This is a genomic window from Flavobacterium gawalongense (assembly GCF_007097265.1).
In the GTDB taxonomy this organism is placed as follows: Bacteria; Bacteroidota; Bacteroidia; order Flavobacteriales; family Flavobacteriaceae; genus Flavobacterium; species Flavobacterium gawalongense.
This window is the reverse complement of sequence record NZ_VJZP01000024.1, coordinates 43,524-64,463: the sequence shown is the minus strand read 5'-3', so window position 1 is coordinate 64,463 and position 20,940 is coordinate 43,524. Positions and strand designations below refer to the sequence as shown.

Annotated in this window: 16 protein-coding genes; 3 read left to right on the top strand and 13 right to left on the bottom strand. The window is 34.3% G+C overall.

The window, feature by feature from the left end; translation table 11 throughout:
- Positions 1 to 202 precede the first annotated feature (202 nt).
- Both FNW38_RS12670 and FNW38_RS12665 read right to left on the bottom strand, forming a co-directional pair.
- Positions 203 to 1,855 (bottom strand): RagB/SusD family nutrient uptake outer membrane protein, encoded by a 1,653-nt coding sequence (locus FNW38_RS12670; protein WP_144065075.1) that lies wholly within the window; start codon positions 1,853 to 1,855, stop codon positions 203 to 205.
- A gap of 25 nt (positions 1,856 to 1,880) precedes the next feature.
- Positions 1,881 to 4,826 carry a SusC/RagA family TonB-linked outer membrane protein gene (locus FNW38_RS12665; RefSeq protein WP_218043837.1) on the bottom strand — a complete coding sequence of 982 codons (2,946 nt, stop codon included), beginning with the start codon at positions 4,824 to 4,826 and terminating at the stop codon, positions 1,881 to 1,883.
- Positions 4,827 to 5,462: 636 nt separating this feature from the next.
- Here FNW38_RS12665 and FNW38_RS12660 point away from each other — a divergent pair.
- Positions 5,463 to 5,753: a hypothetical protein gene (locus FNW38_RS12660; protein ID WP_144065074.1), complete on the top strand. Its 291-nt coding sequence runs from the start codon at positions 5,463 to 5,465 to the stop codon at positions 5,751 to 5,753.
- A gap of 321 nt (positions 5,754 to 6,074) precedes the next feature.
- Positions 6,075 to 6,620, top strand: coding sequence for a hypothetical protein (locus FNW38_RS12655; RefSeq protein WP_144065073.1), 546 nt, complete (start codon positions 6,075 to 6,077; stop codon positions 6,618 to 6,620).
- A 22-nt stretch (positions 6,621 to 6,642) separates the two neighbouring features.
- Here the strand turns inward: FNW38_RS12655 and FNW38_RS12650 are convergent, their stop codons facing one another.
- The 7 genes from FNW38_RS12650 to FNW38_RS12620 are packed head-to-tail and all read right to left on the bottom strand — an operon-like array spanning position 6,643 to position 13,625.
- Entirely contained in the window at positions 6,643 to 8,004 is a 1,362-nt protein-coding gene (locus FNW38_RS12650) for an MFS transporter (protein ID WP_144065072.1), read from the bottom strand.
- Positions 7,988 to 9,415 carry a glucuronate isomerase gene (uxaC, locus tag FNW38_RS12645; protein ID WP_144065071.1) on the bottom strand — a complete coding sequence of 476 codons (1,428 nt, stop codon included), beginning with the start codon at positions 9,413 to 9,415 and terminating at the stop codon, positions 7,988 to 7,990. Before uxaC ends, FNW38_RS12650 begins: the two co-directional genes overlap by 17 nt.
- Before the next feature lie 7 nt (positions 9,416 to 9,422).
- Positions 9,423 to 10,613 carry a mannonate dehydratase gene (gene uxuA, locus FNW38_RS12640; RefSeq protein ID WP_144065070.1) on the bottom strand — a complete coding sequence of 397 codons (1,191 nt, stop codon included), beginning with the start codon at positions 10,611 to 10,613 and terminating at the stop codon, positions 9,423 to 9,425.
- A 34-nt stretch (positions 10,614 to 10,647) separates the two neighbouring features.
- Positions 10,648 to 11,460, bottom strand: coding sequence for an SDR family oxidoreductase (locus tag FNW38_RS12635; RefSeq protein WP_144065069.1), 813 nt, complete (start codon positions 11,458 to 11,460; stop codon positions 10,648 to 10,650).
- Positions 11,461 to 11,471: 11 nt separating this feature from the next.
- Entirely contained in the window at positions 11,472 to 12,137 is a 666-nt protein-coding gene (locus FNW38_RS12630; RefSeq protein ID WP_144065068.1) for a beta/alpha barrel domain-containing protein, read from the bottom strand.
- A 10-nt stretch (positions 12,138 to 12,147) separates the two neighbouring features.
- On the bottom strand, positions 12,148 to 12,600 hold the full coding sequence (locus tag FNW38_RS12625) for a YhcH/YjgK/YiaL family protein (RefSeq protein WP_144065067.1): 453 nt from the start codon (positions 12,598 to 12,600) through the stop codon (positions 12,148 to 12,150).
- Between the two features lie 11 nt (positions 12,601 to 12,611).
- On the bottom strand, positions 12,612 to 13,625 hold the full coding sequence (locus tag FNW38_RS12620; RefSeq protein ID WP_143386337.1) for a sugar kinase: 1,014 nt from the start codon (positions 13,623 to 13,625) through the stop codon (positions 12,612 to 12,614).
- A gap of 430 nt (positions 13,626 to 14,055) precedes the next feature.
- On the opposite strand from FNW38_RS12620, the gene FNW38_RS12615 reads away from it, so the two are divergent.
- Entirely contained in the window at positions 14,056 to 15,090 is a 1,035-nt protein-coding gene (locus tag FNW38_RS12615; protein WP_317130175.1) for a substrate-binding domain-containing protein, read from the top strand.
- Between the two features lie 777 nt (positions 15,091 to 15,867).
- Here the strand turns inward: FNW38_RS12615 and FNW38_RS12610 are convergent.
- The 4 genes from FNW38_RS12610 to FNW38_RS12595 form a co-directional block, all read right to left on the bottom strand.
- Positions 15,868 to 16,539, bottom strand: a complete 672-nt coding sequence (locus FNW38_RS12610; protein WP_144064973.1) for a copper homeostasis protein CutC — start codon at positions 16,537 to 16,539, stop codon at positions 15,868 to 15,870.
- The gene (locus FNW38_RS12605; RefSeq protein WP_144064974.1) at positions 16,540 to 17,535 is read right to left on the bottom strand and encodes an isoaspartyl peptidase/L-asparaginase family protein; all 996 of its coding nucleotides are present in this window, start codon (positions 17,533 to 17,535) and stop codon (positions 16,540 to 16,542) included.
- A gap of 96 nt (positions 17,536 to 17,631) precedes the next feature.
- Positions 17,632 to 18,534 (bottom strand): ROK family protein, encoded by a 903-nt coding sequence (locus FNW38_RS12600; protein ID WP_143388599.1) that lies wholly within the window; start codon positions 18,532 to 18,534, stop codon positions 17,632 to 17,634.
- A gap of 81 nt (positions 18,535 to 18,615) precedes the next feature.
- Complete coding sequence (locus FNW38_RS12595; RefSeq protein ID WP_218043836.1) at positions 18,616 to 20,937, bottom strand: glycoside hydrolase family 20 protein; 2,322 nt, start codon at positions 20,935 to 20,937, stop codon at positions 18,616 to 18,618.
- Between the last annotated feature and the right edge of the window lie 3 nt (positions 20,938 to 20,940).

Sequence of the window (20,940 nt, the reverse complement as noted above, 5' to 3'; positions counted from 1 at the left end):
TCTTCATTCAATCCCAATATAATTGCAATACCTCCGGCTTGAACAATTGCATTTACAAAATGGCCTCCCAAAACACCTGTACCTCCCGTAACAACAATCACTTTATTGTCAAGTGAAAAAATATTTTTTTTGATCATTTTATTAGATTTTTAATAATTAAAACGAAACAATTTAAATCTGTTTCGTTTTAATTAAATAACTTTTAATATCCAGGATTTTGATCTAAAACGGCATCTTTATTCAAATTAATTTCCGTTTGAGGAATCGGCAATAATAAATTAGTGGCACTAATTCCCGTAATTTTTTGACCTCTGCCCACTACTCTATTTAAAAGTTGACCGGTACGCATCAAAGTCATTCTACGATTTTCTTCGGCCAGAAGTTCTCTTGCTCTTTCATCAAGAATAAAATCTATCGTAATATCGGCACCAGTAATTGGAGCGGCATTAGCACGGCTTCTCAAAATATTGATTGTCTGAGCTGCTTCTGAAAGTTTTCCTTGTTTAAACTGAGCTTCTGCTTTTAGCAAGTAGGTCTCTCCCAATCGCATGATAATGATATCTTTTATCATAGCTGATCCAAAGGGATCTTTAGGATCAAATTGATTCCACTTATTAGTTTGAGGCACAATAAATCGCTCGGTATTCACCGATGGATCATTGATATCTACTTTTTGCCCAAACTTTGCAAATGTCGGGTCATTATAGTAATAATCTCTTCTTAGATTGTATTTTGAATTTCGCATGTCACCAGGGGAATAAAGACTGTTCAATACCCAATTTGTCAAGGCAATCCTGCTGATTCCTCTTCCTCCCAAAGAATCGCTAAGCAACATCCCTTTTTGTTGGTGGTAGCGGGATCCCCAAACTCTTCGGTGTTGTGGAAATCCAATTTCATCGGTTGTTCCTGCAGGCAAACTTGATCCTGTACCCCCTACCACTGATGATGGATTTTCAATCTCTAATACCCAGATTGCCTCTTTGTTTCCTTGAGATCTCCTTTGGTTACCATAGATAAACATATCGGCAAATGGATCTCCAGGCTGATTTGCTTTGATACCATATCTTTGGTTTACCAAACTGAAATCGCCGCTATTTATAATGGCGTCACAGGCTGCTTCGGCAAGATCATTTTTTCCCATCCTAAGATAAGCTTCAGCTAATACTTGGGAAGCCATTGCTGAATGGGCTCTTGAGTACATCTTTCCTTTTACATTGCTACTAACATTGTTGACTGTAGGCAAATTTGTTTTTGCAAATACTAAATCATCCACAATAAGTTGGTTCAATTCGGCTAGATCTGCTCTTACAAAATCAGTCTTTGGTCCACTGACCGGAACTGTAATCAATGGCACTTTACCAAAAAGAGTTACCAGAGTATTATAAGCCAATCCTCTGTAAAACTTAGCCTCTCCGGCTATCTTATCTTTAGCAGCCTGAGCTAAAACCGTTTTAGGATTATCAAGGGCAGCAATAACTGAATTTGAATTATTAATAATTTTATATGCCCATTTCCATGCATATGATACTGCCGGATCTGTAGCGGTAAGATTCGCATAATCAGTAAAAGGAACACACCATGGATCTAAGTCTGCCGGAGACTTATTATAGGCAACATCAGTACCGATTTGCCAACAGCCCAACCAGCCCTGACCTGTCGCATTAGGTAAAGACAAAAATGTGTGCCAGGCTGAATATTGGTTTTGCAAACCAACCAGGGCAGCATTTAATCCCAGCTCATCATTGAGTTCTGTAGGATCATAACTTGAATATAATTTTTCATCTAAATAATCATTCTGACAAGAGCTAACTCCCATTAAAATCAGAAGACTAACCATATATATTTTATTTTTCATTTTAAAAGTTATTAAAAGTTATTACTTATTTTAGAGTGATATTAGTACCAATTGTAAACACACGAGTCAAAGGATAACTATTCGTGTCGAATGCATAACTTTTATCAAAATCAGCCTCTGGATCCCATCCAAACCATTTGGTCCAGGTTACAAGGTTTCTACCGCTCATATATATTGTTAATCCTCCTAAATTTAATTTATCAAGTACTTTAGTATTGGCTACATAACTTAGAGTTACATCTTTTAGCCTTGTATAACTGGCGTCTTTTGGATAATTATAGTCTCTTGTATTGGTATAAGAAAGTGCAGGTCTTGAATTATTCTGATTTGCTGCTGTCCAATACCCAATTCCTGAAGGTAAATTTTCTCTGCCTCCAAAATCTCTATAATCCAACAAGTTATTGCTTTTAGTAATTCCTTGCGCTGTTTGAATGAAAACATTTAAATGGAAATCTTTATAATGGAAAGTATTGGTAATCCCTCCTGTCCATTTTGGACTAGTCTGGCCTAAAACAACTCTGTCAGCCGGAGTAATAGTTCCGCTTCCATCGGTATCGGCAAATTTTAAATCTCCCGGTTTAGCTGAAGGGTCTACTCCTGAAGGATCTTCTCCTACCTGCCATACTCCTACTTGTTTGTAATCATACACCACACCTATTGGCTTACCTATGAACCATCTATTACCGATGTCATCTTTTTTATCGCCGTATAAATCAACAATTTTGTTTTTATTAGTCGCAAAATTGGCACTGGTCTCCCATCTAAAATTCCCATTATTAAGAACCGTAGCTTTTAGCGAAATCTCCAACCCTTTATTAGACACTTCACCTAAATTTTGGAATACCTGACTATAACCCGTTACAACTGGTATTGCGCGTAATAACAATAAATCTTTGGTATTTGTACTGTACCCATCAATAGTTCCGGAAATCCTTTTGTTTAACAATTCAAAATCTAACCCAACATTAGTTCCAAGGGTACTTTCCCAGGTAAGATCTTTATTACCCAATACATTGGCTACAACACCTACGGTACTAACACCATTGAAAGGCAATCTGACAGTAGTCGCAGTTGATGAAGTCACGTTTGGATTAATTGCCTGATTTCCTGAAAGTCCATAAGAAGCTCTTAATTTCAGATTACTAACAAAATCCGAATTTTCTAAAAACTTTTCTTTCGAGATATTCCAACCTAATGCTACCGAAGGGAACAAACCATATTTTGAAGAATTAGATCCAAAAGCGGAGTAACCGTCTCTCCTTGCTGTAGCGGTAAAAAGATACTTACTGGCATAGGAGTAATTTACTCTTAACATTTGTGACAAAAGATTTGACTTATATCCCTGAGAACTTGCAGACGTAGAAGATGCAGTCGATAGATTATTGAAAGCCAACTGATCATTAATAAATCCTGAAGCGGATGTAGTAGACGAAAAGAAATCGGTTTGTTGCGCACTATAAAGTCCGGTAATCGCTATACTGTGATCTTTCCAGCTTTTGTTGTAATTAAATATATTCTCAACGGTCATACTTCTTGTTTCGCTATTCGATATCATAGCCGTACCTAATAAATCTCCCGTTTTTCTGCCTAAATAACTTTGAAACTGAGTCGGAACCAAAGTATATCCTACATTTAATTTGTATTTAAATCCCGGTAAAAAATCTGGGCTTAAATCAAAAAAAGCATTCGCTGTAATATTTTGGTTTCTGTCGTTACGAGGGCTATTCAACCTAGCCAATGGGCTTCTGTATAAAAGTTCTCCAAACATTGGAAACACTTCATAATCTCCATTTGCATCATAAAGAGTACCATAAGGACTCATTCTGCCTGCCAAAGTTAAATTAGTATGGCCACCGTCATAATTATTGTTTGTCAAAAATAAATTTACTCCTCCGTCTAAATAAGGTGTTATTTTGGCATTAATATTTGATCGAAGACTCCCACGTTGAAAATTATACCCTTTCAACACTCCTTTTTGCTCCAATAGATCCCCTGAAATATAGTACTTAACACTTTCGCTGCCTCCAGAGATACTCACATTATAATTTTGAATTTTCCCTAGTTGATCCACCTGATCAATCCAATCGGTAACTACTCCATTTGCATAGTTTTGTTGCTCAAAAAGATTCGGTAAAACATTCGTATCCTTAGATCCGGACTGTGTCTTCCAGTCTGCATATTTTTGCACATATTCAGCTGGTCCCAAAGGATTTATTCTATTAGAAAACTCTTCAATACCTGCATAAGTGTTGAATTTTATAACTGGTTTTCCTGATTTTCCTTTTTTGGTAGTAATCAAAATAACACCATTTGATCCCCTGGTTCCATAAATCGCGACTGCCGAAGCATCTTTCAATATTTCCAAAGATTCAATATCATTAGGATTAATATCATTTAAAGATCCACCTGTAGTGCTAAATGGCATACCATCCAAAACAATAAAAGGCCCTGTAGAAGCACTAATAGAACTCGCCCCTCGAATTTGGGCAGAAGTTCCACTTCCAGGAGCAGATGAACTCTGAGTTACATTTACCCCGGCAACGGCACCTTGAACAGATTGTAGTACATTGGTAACGGGAAGTTGAGAAAGTCGCTCTTTTGATAAAGAAGTAACAGACCCTGTCACATCCGACTTTTTCTGTGTACCATACCCTACAACAACAACTTCATCTAAAGTGTTATTAGTAGGACTTAGCTTTACATCAATAGCCGTTTGATTACCAACTACAATTTCTTTCTGATCGTAACCAATAAAGGTAAATACCAATGTAGAACCTGTATTAGCCAGTATAGCATACGCCCCTTCAAAGTCAGTAGCCGCTCCATTATTTGTGCCTTTAATAAGAATAGAGGCCCCAGGTAGCGGTTGATTATTTTCATCTACTATTTTACCTGAAATTTTTATTTTTTCAGATTGGCCATAAATAACAGTAGAGAAAACTAAGAGCAACATAAAAATTGTTTTTTTCATAATTTTTTTGGTTTAATATTATTTTTTTTGGTTGTTGTTGAATTAAATTTATTTTTTAATTTATTTCGTGTGGGCACACGAAATTTTTAAAAAAGCTAAAATTAAAACCGTGTACGCAAACATAAGTCATATTTTTTGATATAAAAAATAAAATCATTAATTATTCAAAAAATAAAAATAAAATTTAATTATATGTAATTTTATACACAATTATACACTTATATATCATTTTTATATCTTAAAAAAAGATATTTAGCGATAATATCGTAACAAAAAATATATTTTTTTCTTTCTAAAAAAAATATTAATTTTAATTAAACGATCCCTAAAATGATTAATTTGTAACTATAAACGCACATTAAATCTATTAATAATTAATATTCAATCTTTATTTTCTACTAAACAATTATGGCTCAATAAAAAGAAGGCATTTTAACTCAAAAGGTAACAAGAAAGAGTTTCAAATATCTCCTTCTAAAATCTAATCTTAAGATACAAACAAGTATAATATTGTTATTTTTCTAAAAATGAGACAATAAAAAAAAGCCATTAATAGCTACCGTCTCGACACAAATATTTTTGATATATTTGAAAAAAGTGCAGACAAGATATTTTGAAAATTTAAAAGACAAGTAATTGTTGAATAGAGGTAATTCTATTCTCAATCGCTTGTTTGTTAATAGTATTTATTCGATAAGACAATTAGCAGAAAGCGACTCCGAAACCAAAGCGATGTATTGTTTTCTACGAAACGATAATGTTAATGTTAGTGAACAAGATATTGTGAGAAATATGGCTTCTAATTGCACCAGTTGTATCGAAGATAAAACCGTATTGTACATTCAGGACACTAGCGAAATAAACCTCTACAACCATAGAAATCGAATAAAAAAGTATGAATTTATAGGCTATACCAATTGCAAATGAAAGACGTCTTGGTTTTTACATTCACCCTAGTTATGTTCTCGATACTGATACTTTGATGCCTTACGGTTTTTCAGATATAAAAATTTGGAATAGAGAACATGAACTGCCTCCTAAAAAGAAACATACATTCATAACAGCATACCCATTGAAGAAAAAGAGTCCTATAAATGGATCGTTTCTTCTATTAAAACAAAGAAAACACTACAAAAAGCCAAAGAAATAATCATTATTCAAGACAGAGAGGGTGATATTTATGAGCAGTTATGCCTTGTGCCTGGCAATAAAACACATTTGCTGATTAGGTCACGATTTAATCGAATTTTGGGTAATAAAATCAAACTGTTCGATTATCTAAGTTCTCAACCACTTCAAGGAATATACACAATTGAATTAGAAGGAGATAAAAGAAAAAAGATGCGCAAGCGAACAGCCAAAATAGAGGTTCGTTTTACAAAAATAACCATAGAAGCGAGTGAACTCTCACAAGGAAAGGCTATACGAAAGCTAACTTTAATGATGTTGAAAACCATTATAAAACTATTCATTATGCAAATTGCCTATGCGACAGAGGAAGAAACAGAACCTAGAAGTTGCTTTTCTGAAGAAGAAATAGAATGTTTGGAATTACAAATGAAACAATTAGAAGGCAAAACCGAAAAATTGAAAAACCCATATAAATCGTCTGATTTAAAACGATATATATGGGTTATTGCTAGATTAGGTGGATGGAAAGGCTATCTATCTGAAAGAAAACCAGACATCACAACTTTTTGGATTGGTCTTCAAAAATTTTTCTCAATTATCCAAGGTTGGATACTCTTTAGAGATGTGCCACATGGTAACCACGACAAGCTTCTTTTTTTTTAATATAAAAGTAAAGAATCCAGAATTATAAATCCTGTATAGGAGCATATTTAGGAACCAACATCTTCATTATTGACCAAGCCAACAAATAAGCTGTGGCACAAAAAATAAACACAAGGGTATAACCAGTTTTAATTTCTCCTAAAGTCTCATAATGATCGAATAAAGCCCCAGCAACTTTTGTAACTAAAACCCCTCCTATTCCTCCAGCCATACCTCCGATTCCAACCACAGAACCTATGGTTTTTTTGGGGAACATATCGGATACAGTAGTAAAAATATTAGCAGACCAAGCCTGATGTGCCGAAGCTCCTAAACCTATCAGTATTACTGGAATCCAAAAACTAATATATCCTAACGGTTGTGCCAATAGCACCACTAGCGGAATTAAGGCAATGATTAACATGGCTTTCATTCTGCCATCATAAGGTGTAAAACCTTTATTAATAAAATAAACAGGAAACCAACCTCCTCCAATACTACCAATCATTGTCATACTGTATAAAACCGCTAAGGGTAAAACGATAGCGGTGCCTACCATGTTAAACTCTGCTTGTAGATATTTTGGCAACCAAAATAAAAAGAACCACCAAACACCATCTGTCAAAAATTTTCCAATTACAAAGGCCCAAGTTTGACGGTAACCTAATAATTTAATCCAAGCAACCTTTTCTTCTGTTTCGACTATCTGAATAATAGTGGTGTCATTTTCGCTGGCTATATAATCAAATTCTTCTTTGGACAACTTCTTTTGATTTTCAGGTTTTTCATATAAAGCATTCCAAAATAAAATCCATAAAAAACCTATTGCACCAACTGCTATAAAGGCACTTTGCCATCCCCAATGAACAGCAATCCATGGAACCGTTAATGGTGCTAATATAGCACCAACATTTGAACCTGAATTGAATATACCTGTTGCCAAAGCACGCTCCTTTTTTGGAAAATATTCCGCTGTCACTTTTATAGCAGCCGGAAAATTTCCAGATTCTCCAAAACCTAAAACTGCTCTAGATACCATAAATCCTGCAATTGATATAGGAACCGCCGTAATACCTACCCATGCCAATACATTAGTAAAAACACTTCCAATAGCGATTGAAAAGGCGTGCATTATGGCCCCAATTGACCAAATACTAATAGCAAGGATATATCCCCATTTTGTACCTAATCTATCTATAATTCTTCCTGCAAAAAGCATAGAGACGGCATACACAAACTGAAATACCGCAGTAATATTAGCATAATCAGTATTAGACCAGTTGAATTCTTTCGATAAAGCAGGGGCCAATAGACTAAGTACTTGCCTGTCCAGATAGTTCACTGTTGTAGCAAAAAACAAAAGCCCGCAAATTGTCCAACGGTAATTTTTAATTTTTATGTCCATTTAGAATTAAATTTAAATATTTAAATGCATTATTATAACAAATATTCTCGATTATATTTCCAATCAAAGCACTATCGTCGGGCAACTCACCATTTTCAATTTCATGCCCAAGCTTATTGCAAAGGATACGACGGAAATAATCATGACGTGAAAAAGACATAAAACTTCTTGAATCGGTAACCATTCCGACAAATCTGCTCAGCAACCCAAAATTCGACAATACATTTAACTGATTTTCTATTCCTTGCTTTTGATCTAAAAACCACCAAGCAGCTCCATATTGCATTTTTCCAGGAATTGGCGCCTCATTAAAGTTAGCAACCATTGCAGCCACCATCTCGCTTTCACTCGAATTGAGATTATAAACAATAGTTTTTGTTAACCCGTTAGCCAGATTAAGTGTATCGAAAAATCGAGACATTTTTTCGGCAGTATTTGGAGATCCAACAGAATCAAAACCGTTGTCAGGACCCAGCATCTGATTCATCCTACTATTATTATTTCGAATAGCACCCACATGAAACTGTTGTGTCCAGGATTTTTCATTATTCATTAATGCTAATTTCAAAAGCATTGCTGATTTGTATTTGTCTATTTCTAAATCACTAAGCTTTTTCCCTTCCCTTGCTTTATCAAAAATTACAGCAACCTTATCTGCTGTGAAATCTGAAGCATAATAAGTTGCATGTCCGTGATCAGATATACGACAACCCATTTCGTGAAAGAAATCATGACGCATTTGAATAGCATTTACAAAAGATTCAAAATTATTGATAACATAGCCAACACTTTTTTCAAGTTTATCAATCCAACCAATAAATTCAATTCTATTCTCAATATTAACAGCTTTATCAGGCCTAAAAGTAGGAACAACCGTTATTTCAAATTTATCGTCCTGAATTTTTTTATGATAGCGTAAATCATCTGTGGGATCATCAGTAGTTCCTACTACAAGTACATTCATTTTGCGCAATAAATTTTTGACGCTAAAATCTGGAGTCTGTAATAAGGCTGAACAGGTATTAAAAATAGTTTCGGCATTTTCGGCATTTAAAAGTTCCTCTATTCCAAAATATATTTTTAATTCCATGTGTGTCCAATGATACAAAGGATTCCTTAAGGTATATGGAACTGTTTCTGCCCACTTTTTGAATTTCTCCAAATCAGTTGCATCACCTGTAATATATTTTTCATCAATTCCGTTTGCTCGCATGGCCCTCCATTTATAGTGATCCCCTTCAATCCAAATCTGGGTAATATTTTCAAACTGGCGATCTTCGGCTATATCTTTTGGAGACAAATGATTGTGGTAGTCCAGAATAGGCTGCGTTTTAGCATATTCGTTATAAAGTGCTATTGCTGAAGGATTATTCAACAAAAAATCGTCTGAAATAAATATTTTTTTAGACATAAATATTTTAATTAAATAGACTTTTTTCAATTCCCATTTCTAAACCTCGCAACTCGGCAAGACCTCTCAAACGACCAATTGCTGAATAGCCTGGGTTTGTTTTTTTATTTAAATCATCCAACATCTGATGTCCGTGGTCAGGACGCATTGGGATTATATTGTTTGTTTCTTTTTGTTTCTTGATAATCGCTTTTACAACAGCATACATATCCACATTACCTTCTAAATGGTTCGCTTCAAAAAAACTTCCGTCGCTTTCTCTTTTGGTACTTCTCAAATGAATAAAATTCATTTTATCACCATGACGATCAATCATACCGGCAAGATCATTATCTGGTCTTACACCATAAGAACCTGTGCACATGGTAAAACCATTTGAAGGAGAATCTACAACTGCTAACATTTCAATTAAATCGGCTTCCGTACTTACTACTCTTGGTAAACCAAGGATTGGAAATGGAGGATCATCAGGATGGATTGCCATTTTTACATGAACACTTTCGGCAACCGGGATGATTTCTTTCAAGAAATAATAAAGATTTGCTTTTAGTTTAGCACCGTCAATGTTCTTATAACCGTCTAAAACTGTCAGAAATTCTTGGACACTATACGCTTCCTCGGCACCAGGTAAACCCGCAAGAATATTTTGTTGTAGTTTCACTTTGTCAGCTTCGCTCAATGCTTTAAAACAAGCAGTAGCAGCAGCAATTCGTTCTGCTGAATACTCTTTTTCTGCATCTGGTCTTTTAAGAATGAATAAATCAAAAGCTGTAAATTCATTAATATCAAATCGCAATGCTTTTGACCCATCAGGCATTTCATAAGCCAAATCGGTTCTGGACCAATCCAATACGGGCATGAAATTATAGCATACCGTATATATTCCACAAGCAGCAAGGTTTTTGATACTTTGCTTATAGTTTTCAATATATTGAAGGTAATTTCCTGTTTGTTTTTTAATGTCCTCGTGTACTGGTATACTCTCCACAACAGACCATTGAAGACCCGTTAAAGTATTGTCTACTTCTGCATTTTTAAATGTAATTGTTCGCTTTCTTTCCAGAATATCCACTATTTCCCATACTTCTCCATTGGGAATATGATGTAATGCAGTTACAACCCCAGTTGCACCCGCTTGTGCTATATCTGATAATTTTACTGAATCATTAGGACCGAACCATCTCCATGTTTGTTCCATTTGCTTATATTTTATATATTATTATTTACTTTATTTATATACTTGATACTCCAAATCCACCATCTACATTTACACTAATACCCGTAACAAATTTAGAAGCATCACTGCACAGCCAAATTAATGTTCCGCTTAAATCATCTGGCACACCAAATCGTCGCATTGGAGTTTGATCAATAATTTTCTCTCCTCTGGTTGTCAAACTACCATCCGATTCTAATAATAGAGCTCTATTTTGTTCTCCAATAAAAAATCCTGGTGCAATGGCATTAACACGTATTCCTTCTCCAAATTTAGTTGCCATTTCCACAGCCATCCATTTAGTAAAATTATCGACAGCAGCTTTTGATGCAGAATATCCCACAACACGAGTCAAAGGACGTTGTGCCGAAGCTGAAGATATATTGATAATTACTCCTTGTTTTTGTTTAGCAAAAATTTCAGAATAAACTTGCGTTGGTAACATTGTACCAATAATATTTAAGTCTAATACCTTTTGTAAATCACCTGTCAGCATATCAAAAATTGCCTTATCTGGAGCAATAGTCGCGCCTGGCATATTTCCTCCTGCGGCATTAATTAAAATATCAAGTCTTCCGTATCTTTCTACTATTAAATCTCTTACTTTTTCAAGGGAATCCTTGTCTAATACATTGGCTACTACAGAAAAAGCTTGTCCTCCATTAGCGTTAATTTTATTCACTACAAGATCTGCTTCTGCCATGGATAATCCCATTATACCAGTAATTACACCGGATTGTGCCAAAACTTCACCCATGTGACCTCCTAAAACCCCTGCTCCTCCTGTTATTAAAGCTACTTTCCCTTTTAAATTGAATAAATCATTCATGCTTATATTATTTATTTGTTTTTTATTGTTTGAATTAAATGTAAAACTGCAGTGGTATTATTTTCGATAGATTGATACTCCTTTTGATCCATTACTGTTTTACTGATAAGTTTACTACCCATACCCACAGCACAAACTCCTGCTTTATACCAAGCTTCAATACTTTCTTTAGTAGCATCAACTCCTCCTGTAGGCATGAATAAAAGATTTGGAAAAATATCTTTGATACTATTCAAAAATTCTATTCCTAGTATGTTGCCGGGAAATAATTTAATGAATCGTATTCCAGCATTTTCAGCTGCAATTATATCCGAAGGTGTCATACAACCTGGCCCATAAAAAATATCATTGCTTAGTGTATAGCTTGCAATTTCGAGAACAAAACCAGGGCTTATTATAAAATCAGCTCCTGCTTCAAGATATTCTTTAGCTTGGTTTAAATTTTTGATTGTACCAATACCAATTAACAAACCAGGCATTTCTAAATTTCTTAATTTAACAAGTGCTTTAAAGTTATTTAAGGCTGTATCTCCTCTGTGCGTATATTCAACCGCTTTTATTCCTGCTTTATAGATAGCTTTAAGCACTTCAACACTTATTGTTTCATCTGTATTAAAATACAAAGGCAATATTCCCTGTTGAACAATGGTATCTGTTACTTGTTGGATATTTTTCATTTACTTATGTTTATATCTTAATTTTTATTACTAATTTTTTAATTTCTCTCTCTCCAATCATGGGAGCGTGAACATCCTCTGGAAAAAAAATGACAAATTGACCTTTTGCTAATTCGAAAAACAGATCAGGTGCATCACTAAAAAATCGCACATCTTTTTCCGGATTATAATCCCCATTAGGTATCACACATTTCTGTCTGGGCTTCCAGCCAAAAGTTTCTTTTCCCGATATACAATACTGAATATCAATATTCTTATCATGACATTCAAATTTCGACAAACCAGTTTCTTTAGATACCCCTTGGAATGTTGCTACAAAAGCCTTTAAATTTTCAAAAGTACCAACAGTACCATCTTCTGCTTTTTCAAGATTACTGTGGCCCATGATAAATTCAAATGCTTCTTTAAAAAAAGGGTTTATACTAAAATATTTTGAAGCATTTTCTAGAGTATCTATAATCATAAAAGTATTTCTTATCGTTGAACCCTAACACTTCCTTCACCTTTCATTAAATCTAACACTTCATTTAAAGACGCGTGATTAAGATCCCCAGGAATAGTATGTTTAATTACGCTGGCAGCAACTGCAAACTCAGCAGTATCCTGCGTTGACATACCCGTTACCAGACCATAAATTAAACCGCTTGCAAAAGAGTCTCCTGTACCAACACGATCAACAATTCTGACATCATATTTCTTGGTCACGTGAAATTCAGTGCCATCATAAACCAAAGCACTAAAACTATTATCACTCGCGCTATGGCTTTCTCGTAATGAAGTGGCTATAAATTTGAATCCAAACTTTTCTTTCATTTGTTTGAAAATATCCTTAAAACCGGCAATAGTAATTCTACCATCTACAACATCGTTTCCTTTTGGTTCAAAACCCAAAGTTGTATCAGCTCCAATGCAAACATCCACATGTTGGCAAATTCTCCCCAATACCTCAGCCGCTTTTTCTTTACTCCATATTTTTTTTCTATAATTAATATCGATGCTGGTAGTAATCCCCTTTGCTTTTGCAGCTTTCAAAACAGATTCGGTTAATGCGGCTGCCTGATTACTCAAGGCAGGAGTAATTCCACTAGTATGAAACCATTGAGCTCCTTCTAAAACGGCATCAATATCAAACTCGTCTATACTAAAATCAACAATGGAAGATCCTGCTCTATCATAAATAACCTGCGAGGCTCGCAAAGATGCACCTGGTTCCAAAAAATAAATACCCAAACGATTACCTCCTTTAACTATAAATTGAGTATCTACACCAAAACGTCGCAAATGATTAATTGCCGATTGACCAATCGCGTTATCAGGCACTTTTGTAATAAAAGTCCCTTGCAATCCATAATTACACATAGCAGCTGCAACATTAGCTTCTGCTCCACCATAAGTAGCATCAAATGTTTCAGACTGGACAAAACGTTTATGATCTTGTGTTGACAATCTCAACATAATTTCACCTAGCGTTACAACTTTCTTAATCATTATATTTAATTTTTTATTTGATCTGCAAAAACGATTATTTTAAACTGTATTTAAAACTATAATGATAAAAAAACTACAGAAAGAATTAAAACGTGTTCGAACACGTTTTTTTTAATATATTTGTCTACTTTAAAAAAAAAAGATGGCAAATTTATTTTTAAAATTATTCTTTCTTAAATTGATATCAAGAAGATAAAAATCAATTCGTGCACGTACACGGAATATGGCAAATATATAATAAAATTTCAATCATGCAAAAAAATATTATATTATGTTAAAGAAATAAAAATAAAAAAACATTCATACATTGACAAGCATCGATTTTTTTGCTTACCAATGATACAATTAAGACTTTTGTAAATTAAAAAAAAACATTATTTTTGATTTCACTTATGAAAAGTGAAATTTTATCATAACCTTAAACTAAACGATTATTATTACAATTAAAAAAATTGCTCAGCTTGCTGCTGTTTCTGAGGGAACAGTGGATAGGATTATACATAATCGAGGTCAAGTTACACAAGAGAACATTGATAAAGTTAATGCCATCATAAAAGAATATGGCTATAAAAAAAATATTTTTGCTAGCAATCTCGCTTTTAACAAAAAGTTCAAATTTGCAGTTTTCTTACCTAAAAATGAGGGACTTGAATATTGGGAAATCCCAATTAATGGTATTGAAAGAGCAGAAGATGAATTTGAAAAATTTGGAGTTACTCTAGATTATTATTTTTACAAATACAATTCAAATTCATTCAAAAAAATAGCTTCAAAATTATTAGAGCAAAAATATGATGGTATTTTATTTGCTCCTATCTTTCACGACGAATCAATTTTATTTTTAAATCAATGTAAAAAGAAAAATATTCCAGTAGTCATGATTGACTCTAATATAAAAGAAGTTGACAGTTTTGCCTATATAGGTCAAGATGCTTTTCAAAGTGGATATCTCGCAGGAAGACTCGTTTGTTATAATTCGACTTTGGAAAATAATGTTTTGATAATAAAAATCACTCGCGAAATAGAAAGTACCTCCGTATATCTGCAACGAATTAAGGGATTCTACTCTTTTTTTGAAGATCATAAAGAATTTGCAAACTTTAAGTTTTCAGAAATTAGATTGAAAGACTCCGGTCAAAAACAACTAAACGTAAAAATGTTTGAAGGAATTAACACCATTTTTATTCCAAATTCAAGATCATATATTGTTGCTAAATTTTTGAATAAAAACAAACTAAATCATATTAAATTAGTTGGTTATGATTTATTGCAGGAAAATGTAAAATATCTAAAAGATGGAGTTATTGATTTTTTAATAAATCAAAAACCAGAACAACAAGGTTATTTGGGTGTTGAATATTTATATAAAAAAATTATACTCAAAGAAAATGTTGAAAATACTTATTACATGCCTTTGGAAATAATTATTAAGGAGAATTTTTCCAATAGCCATGAAAATATTTAATATGACTATCCGTAATGCGGACTAAAATCATTTCGAATACAATTTTCGTCGTTTGTACATTTATAAAGCATAAATATTAGCCCACAGATTGTACAGATTATACCGATTTACACGGATTTTTTTACTCGGTGAATCAAATTTAAATCTGTGCAAAATCCGTTCAATCCGTGTTATCTGTGTGCCATATTTTATCCTTTGGAACATATTGCGGACTGTCATAATATTTAAAATTAATTCTAATTCAAAAATACTAATTTTAATAATACATAAAAATCTATAAGCTAATCGGGGCTTGAAAAAAGGTGATACAAATTAGAATATACAACAAGACTAATTCGGCATAAACAAAATGAAATAATTACTAAAATAATCAAAATGGTTAATGGGCCATTTCCAATTATTAATTATATATTCTTTTTTAGTTGGTTCACTTCATTTCAGTTTCTATTTTAGTATTACTGCTAACAGGCCTCAACTTGGTCGTCGTCTCGATCCGGGTTTACCCGTTTCCGAGACGACGACCAAATTGAAGATGTGGTATGTCCCTGTAAGGGTTCTTCCATGTCTTCGACGTAGTCGAGGCCTGATGTAGTGTAGCCCGCAGGGATGTACTACAATCTAGTATATATGTGTGACTTTATCACACAAATTTAGTATAAACATAAGGTATAGTTTCATTAGATTTACTATATAAAGAAGTTGCAGTAGGTTGTGTTTTTAGTGCCAAATGTACTATATCAAAGACAATATTTTTAAAAAATTACGCTTTTACAATTATTACAAATTAGCTTTTAAAGCTTTTACTTCATCGCCACTTGCCGTTTCTCTTGAATCAGTTATAGCAGATGAATGATAGAAAATAGCCTTTGTCTTTTCTTTTAATAACTCAATATTAGTTGAACGCAAGCTACCACCGGGCATGATAACAATTCGATTGTTGGCTTTTTCAACTAATTCAGCCAATACATCAATACCTTCAACCACATTATTTTCTTGCCCAGAAGTCAATATGGCTTTAAAACCGCATTCAATTACGGATTCAAGCGATTGATTTACGTCTTTTACCACATCAAAAGCACGATGAAACGTACATGAAAGTGGATGTGCCAGTGCCACTAATTCCTTGTTTTGTTCTTTATTAACACTTCCATCTTCTTTTAAAATTCCGAAGACAAAGCCATTAACTTTTAGCTTTTTGAATGCTAGGATTTCTAATTTCATTTGTTCAAATTCAAAATCAGAATAGACAAAATTTCCACCACGAGGCCGAATCATTACATTCAAATCGATGGATAATTCCTTTTTTGCCAAATTAGTTATTTCAAGATCTGGCGTTGTTCCTCCTTCATTCATATTGGCACACAATTCTACTCTATCTGCACCATTTTCTTGTGCAATAATTACAGATTGCAGATTAAAACATGCTATCTCCAGTTTACATTTTTCCATTTATTTTAAAAAATAATCTGCATCAATTAATCGATTCCCAGTTTCATCATTAACGGCGTAATTAAAACCTCCTTGTATACAATAAGCACCGTATTCTCCTTGCTTATTCAAAGCTATAAAACCAACTTGAATTTCTTTTAAGTCTTTATTTCTATTTTTAGTCAATTTTACAATTCGAGCAACTGCTTCTTCACACGCTTTTTGTGGTGATTTCCCTTGACGCATCAATTCTACAACCAAATGACAACCCGAAATCCGAATCACTTCTTCACCATGACCAGTGGCAGTGGCGGCTCCAATTTCGTTATCAACATATAATCCTGCCCCAATAATTGGAGAATCACCCACACGTCCGTGCATTTTGAAGGCCATTCCACTTGTAGTACAGGCACCTGAAAGATTTCCGCTTGCATCCAAAGCAATCATTCCAATAGTATCATGATTTTCGATATTGGCAATGGGTTTGTATTGACTGGTTTTCAACCACTCTTTCCATTCTTTTTCGGATTCTTCGACCAATAAATTCTCTTTCTTAAAACCTTGTGACAAAGCAAACTGCAAAGCACCATCACCTACCAACATCACGTGAGGCGTTTTTTCCATCACTGCTCGAGCCACAGAAATGGGATGTTTAATATATTCCAAACAAGCCACCGAACCAATATTTGCATTTTCATCCATTATGCAAGCATCGAGTGTTACACGCCCGTCTCTATCTGGTCTTCCACCATAACCCACACTTCGTTCTTTTGGGTCTCCTTCAGGAACTCTTACTCCAGCTTCTACAGCATCTAAAGCACGTCCTTTATTTTTTAATATTTCCCAAGCGGCTGCATTAGCTTGTACTCCAAAATTCCATGTAGAAAGCACAATGGGTTTCTTTCCTTTTTTTAATGAAAAATCATTTTCTTCTTCCGGTTTCCCTTTGAATGAATTTAATGCCACAGCTACAGAAGCAATCGCCGCTGTTTTTATAAAATTTCTACGATTTGTCATATTTTCTATTTTATATTAATTCAAATATGGTTTAAAAATAACCTTAATTGTAATTGAATAAATCACTTCTTTTAGCAAGTTAAACATATTAAAATACTACATTTTACACAGTAAACTTACAGCCCCCAATAAAGCGGCTATTTCATTATCTGTTGAAACCAAAACAGTGACTTCACTACCTGCATTCTTTATTTTTTGTTGAAAAGCCGGCAAGAAATAGACACTGGCATTTGCAATTTTACCACCAATTATAAAGCTATCAGCTTTAAAACTCCTTAACCACGGAATTACAATTTCGGCTAAATCCTCTCCTACTTCCTCGAATACTTTTATAGCCAAAACATCTCCATCATTAGCACGATTAAAAAGTTCAAGACCATTGCTAATTTTTATACCGCTAACAGCTTCATAACGAAATAAAAGCCCCCGAGCAGACACATAATCTTCAGCAATTCCCTGTTTAAATGGAATGTTATATAACTCGCCATCTGTTGGCACTTGAGTTCCTGAATCTATTGCTTTACCGTTATCTATAAAAGAAGCCCCAAGACCAGTACCAAGGGTAACCGCCATTACTTTTTTTGAAATATTTTCTGCATTTTTAAAAAATTCTCCTTTACCAAAACAATTGGCGTCATTATCGAAAAGAATTGGTAAATCGTTAGACAAATTAAGCCTTTCTTGAATTAGTTCCCGAATATTTAAACTATAAAAATGTTCATATTTAGCTTGCCCTTTTATCCAACAAATGCCACTTGCATAATCAAATGGACCTGGCATACATATTGCTAATCCTTCCAACTTTTCTATCCCAGAATTCTTCCATGAAGTACGAATGGCTTTTTCCCAAATATCCATAACCTCAGCTACTGGTAAATTAGAATCAAAAGACTCTATATGCAACGAAAAATCAAGAACTTTCATTTTATTAATAGCTATAACTGCCACAGTAATGTGAGTTCCTCCAACATCTAACCCTAATGCATATTCTTTATTCATTTATTTTTTTCTTGTATTTACTATTTGTTTAAAAAGTTACACAATAACTTTTTGAAAATTGCACCTTTATGCTGCGTTCACTTAATCTGCTATAATTTCATCTACAAATAACCATCCTGACTTTCCTGCTCCACTATGACCCGGAGGACAAAGATTATTTTTAGCCGTTACTCTAATATACCTTACTTTTTGCTGTGTAAATGCGGCGCTAAAATCATATAATACCGTTTTCTGATTAATATCAATTGGGTTGTTAATCGTTTTTATTTCAGTAAAAACAGTTCCATCAGTTGAGACTTCAAATTTCACGGATTGTGGTAAAAAAATCCAGCTGCCATAATTTTGTAAAAAGCCTAATGAAATATTTTTAATTGGTTTTGTTTCACCTAAATCAACCGTTGCAATCATGTCATTCCCACTGAATCCGTGCCAATATTTGCCTGTAGCATTACCTCCTCTGACACCATCAGTTAAAGAGTTGGGACCATCGGCTAAATAATATTCACTTACAGGATTGGTATACTTCACCGAACTTCCAATAGCTTTATGCATGACAAAATTTTGTTTTGCAGCTTGTACTCCTTTTATCTGGCCATCTACAACCGTGGATGCTTTTAGCACAAGAGATGATTTGATAGCTATAGGCTGTTCGTATTTTTCACTTTGTAGGGTTGGCTCTGTACCATCAGTCGTGTACCGAATTTCTCCGTTCAGTGCTTCCGAATAAAGATTTACCAGCAATTGTCCGTTTTGGGAAGAAGGTTTGATGTTTACCGTAAAATTACCAGGAGAATAACGCAGCCCTTTTTGTCCGTATCCTTTAAAATGATACTGCAATCGCTCATTAAAGTTATCCCAGTTTTTATTTTCTTTTGGAGACCATATAACCTCTGCTAACGCTGCCATTCGAGGAAGCACCATATATTCCAGATGTTCAGTAGTAGTAATAAATTCAGTCCAGACATTACCCTGAGCACCTAACACATACTTTTCGTCCTCAGCATTTAATTCTTTAGGAATAGGCTCATAGTCATATACTTTTTTTACGGTATTAAAACCGCCAATAGCAAAAGGTTCTCCCTCTGGTCCTGCCTGATAATGGTCAAAATAACATGGAGAACCGGGAGTCATTACTACATTATGTTTCATTTTTGCCGCTTCGATTCCACCAGCTTCACCTCGCCAACTCATAACAGCTGCTTCAGGAGCAAGTCCTCCTTCTAAAATTTCATCCCAGCCAATCATTTTTCTGTTGTTGCTGATGATAAACTTCTCCATTCTTTTCATGAAATAACTCTGCAACTCATCTTCATCTTTCAGCCCTTCCGCTTTCATTCTTGCCTGACAGCGGGGACATTTTTTCCAAGGTGCTTTGTCTACCTCATCACCTCCTAAATGAATATAGGTAGAAGGGAAAAGTATCAAAACTTCGCTAAGCACATCCTGTAAAAAAGAAAAAACCTCTTCATTACCGGCGCAATAATTAGATGACATATTGGTATAGTTACCTCCTGTTAAGGGCAATTGCGGTTGTTGAGTACAACTTAATTGCGGATAAGAAGCAATCGCAGAAGCTACATGGCCCGGCATTTCAATTTCAGGTACAATGGTTATATTTCTGTCCGCAGCATATTTTACAATTTCTTTAATTTGATCTTGCGTATAAAAACCTCCGTAAGTTGGCTTTTCTCCCTCTTTAGCTTGTGGTCTTTCACGCCAATTTAAATTAATGTTATCTACTCTCCAAGCACCTATTTCTGTAAGTTTTGGATATTTTTTTATTTCAATTCTCCATCCTTGATCGTCCACAAGATGCCAATGAAACACATTAATTTTGTAAGATGCCATCAAGTCAATGTATTCTTTTATCATCTCGGGACCAAAGAAATGGCGACTTACATCCAGATGCATTCCTCTCCATTTAAAACGAGGATAATCATTTACCTGCATAACCGGTACTTCCAAAGCCGCATTAGTACGTATAGCCGGTAAGGTTTGCAGTATTGATTGTATGCCGTAAAAAATACCTTTTGGGCTGCTCGCTTTAATTACAATAGCAGTTGGAGATACATTTAACTGATATCCTTCTTCTTGAATGTCTTTTTCAATTACAAACTCCACTTTTTTCGCTGCAGCTTTATTTGATTTTAAAGAAAATCCTGAAATATTTTTAATATAGGATGCAAAAAAGTCAGCAGTTGCTTTTAAGTCTTTTTGTGATTTCTTGTACTGGATAGCCGTATTCCCATCAATCGTAAAGTAGCCATTTCCCATTTTAAGATCAACGGGTTTTGGAATAATGGAAGGTTGTTGTTGCGCTTTCATTAGCACTGAAACTAATAAAAGAAATACTAAAATTGAACTTCTAAGTGCCATAACTGTTTGTTTTATTATACTATTCATTAG

Excerpts from the sequence above, each read along its gene's own strand:
- FNW38_RS12670 (WP_144065075.1), bottom strand. The coding sequence starts at position 1,855 with ATGAAAAATAAAATATATATGGTTAGTCTTCTGATTTTAATGGGAGTT.
- FNW38_RS12665 (WP_218043837.1), bottom strand. The coding sequence starts at position 4,826 with ATGAAAAAAACAATTTTTATGTTGCTCTTAGTTTTCTCTACTGTTATT.
- FNW38_RS12650 (WP_144065072.1), bottom strand. The coding sequence starts at position 8,004 with ATGGACATAAAAATTAAAAATTACCGTTGGACAATTTGCGGGCTTTTG.
- uxaC (WP_144065071.1), bottom strand. The coding sequence starts at position 9,415 with ATGTCTAAAAAAATATTTATTTCAGACGATTTTTTGTTGAATAATCCT.
- uxuA (WP_144065070.1), bottom strand. The coding sequence starts at position 10,613 with ATGGAACAAACATGGAGATGGTTCGGTCCTAATGATTCAGTAAAATTA.
- FNW38_RS12635 (WP_144065069.1), bottom strand. The coding sequence starts at position 11,460 with ATGAATGATTTATTCAATTTAAAAGGGAAAGTAGCTTTAATAACAGGA.
- FNW38_RS12630 (WP_144065068.1), bottom strand. The coding sequence starts at position 12,137 with ATGAAAAATATCCAACAAGTAACAGATACCATTGTTCAACAGGGAATA.
- FNW38_RS12625 (WP_144065067.1), bottom strand. The coding sequence starts at position 12,600 with ATGATTATAGATACTCTAGAAAATGCTTCAAAATATTTTAGTATAAAC.
- FNW38_RS12620 (WP_143386337.1), bottom strand. The coding sequence starts at position 13,625 with ATGATTAAGAAAGTTGTAACGCTAGGTGAAATTATGTTGAGATTGTCA.
- FNW38_RS12610 (WP_144064973.1), bottom strand. The coding sequence starts at position 16,539 with ATGGAAAAATGTAAACTGGAGATAGCATGTTTTAATCTGCAATCTGTA.
- FNW38_RS12605 (WP_144064974.1), bottom strand. The coding sequence starts at position 17,535 with ATGACAAATCGTAGAAATTTTATAAAAACAGCGGCGATTGCTTCTGTA.
- FNW38_RS12600 (WP_143388599.1), bottom strand. The coding sequence starts at position 18,534 with ATGAATAAAGAATATGCATTAGGGTTAGATGTTGGAGGAACTCACATT.
- FNW38_RS12595 (WP_218043836.1), bottom strand. The coding sequence starts at position 20,937 with ATGAATAGTATAATAAAACAAACAGTTATGGCACTTAGAAGTTCAATT.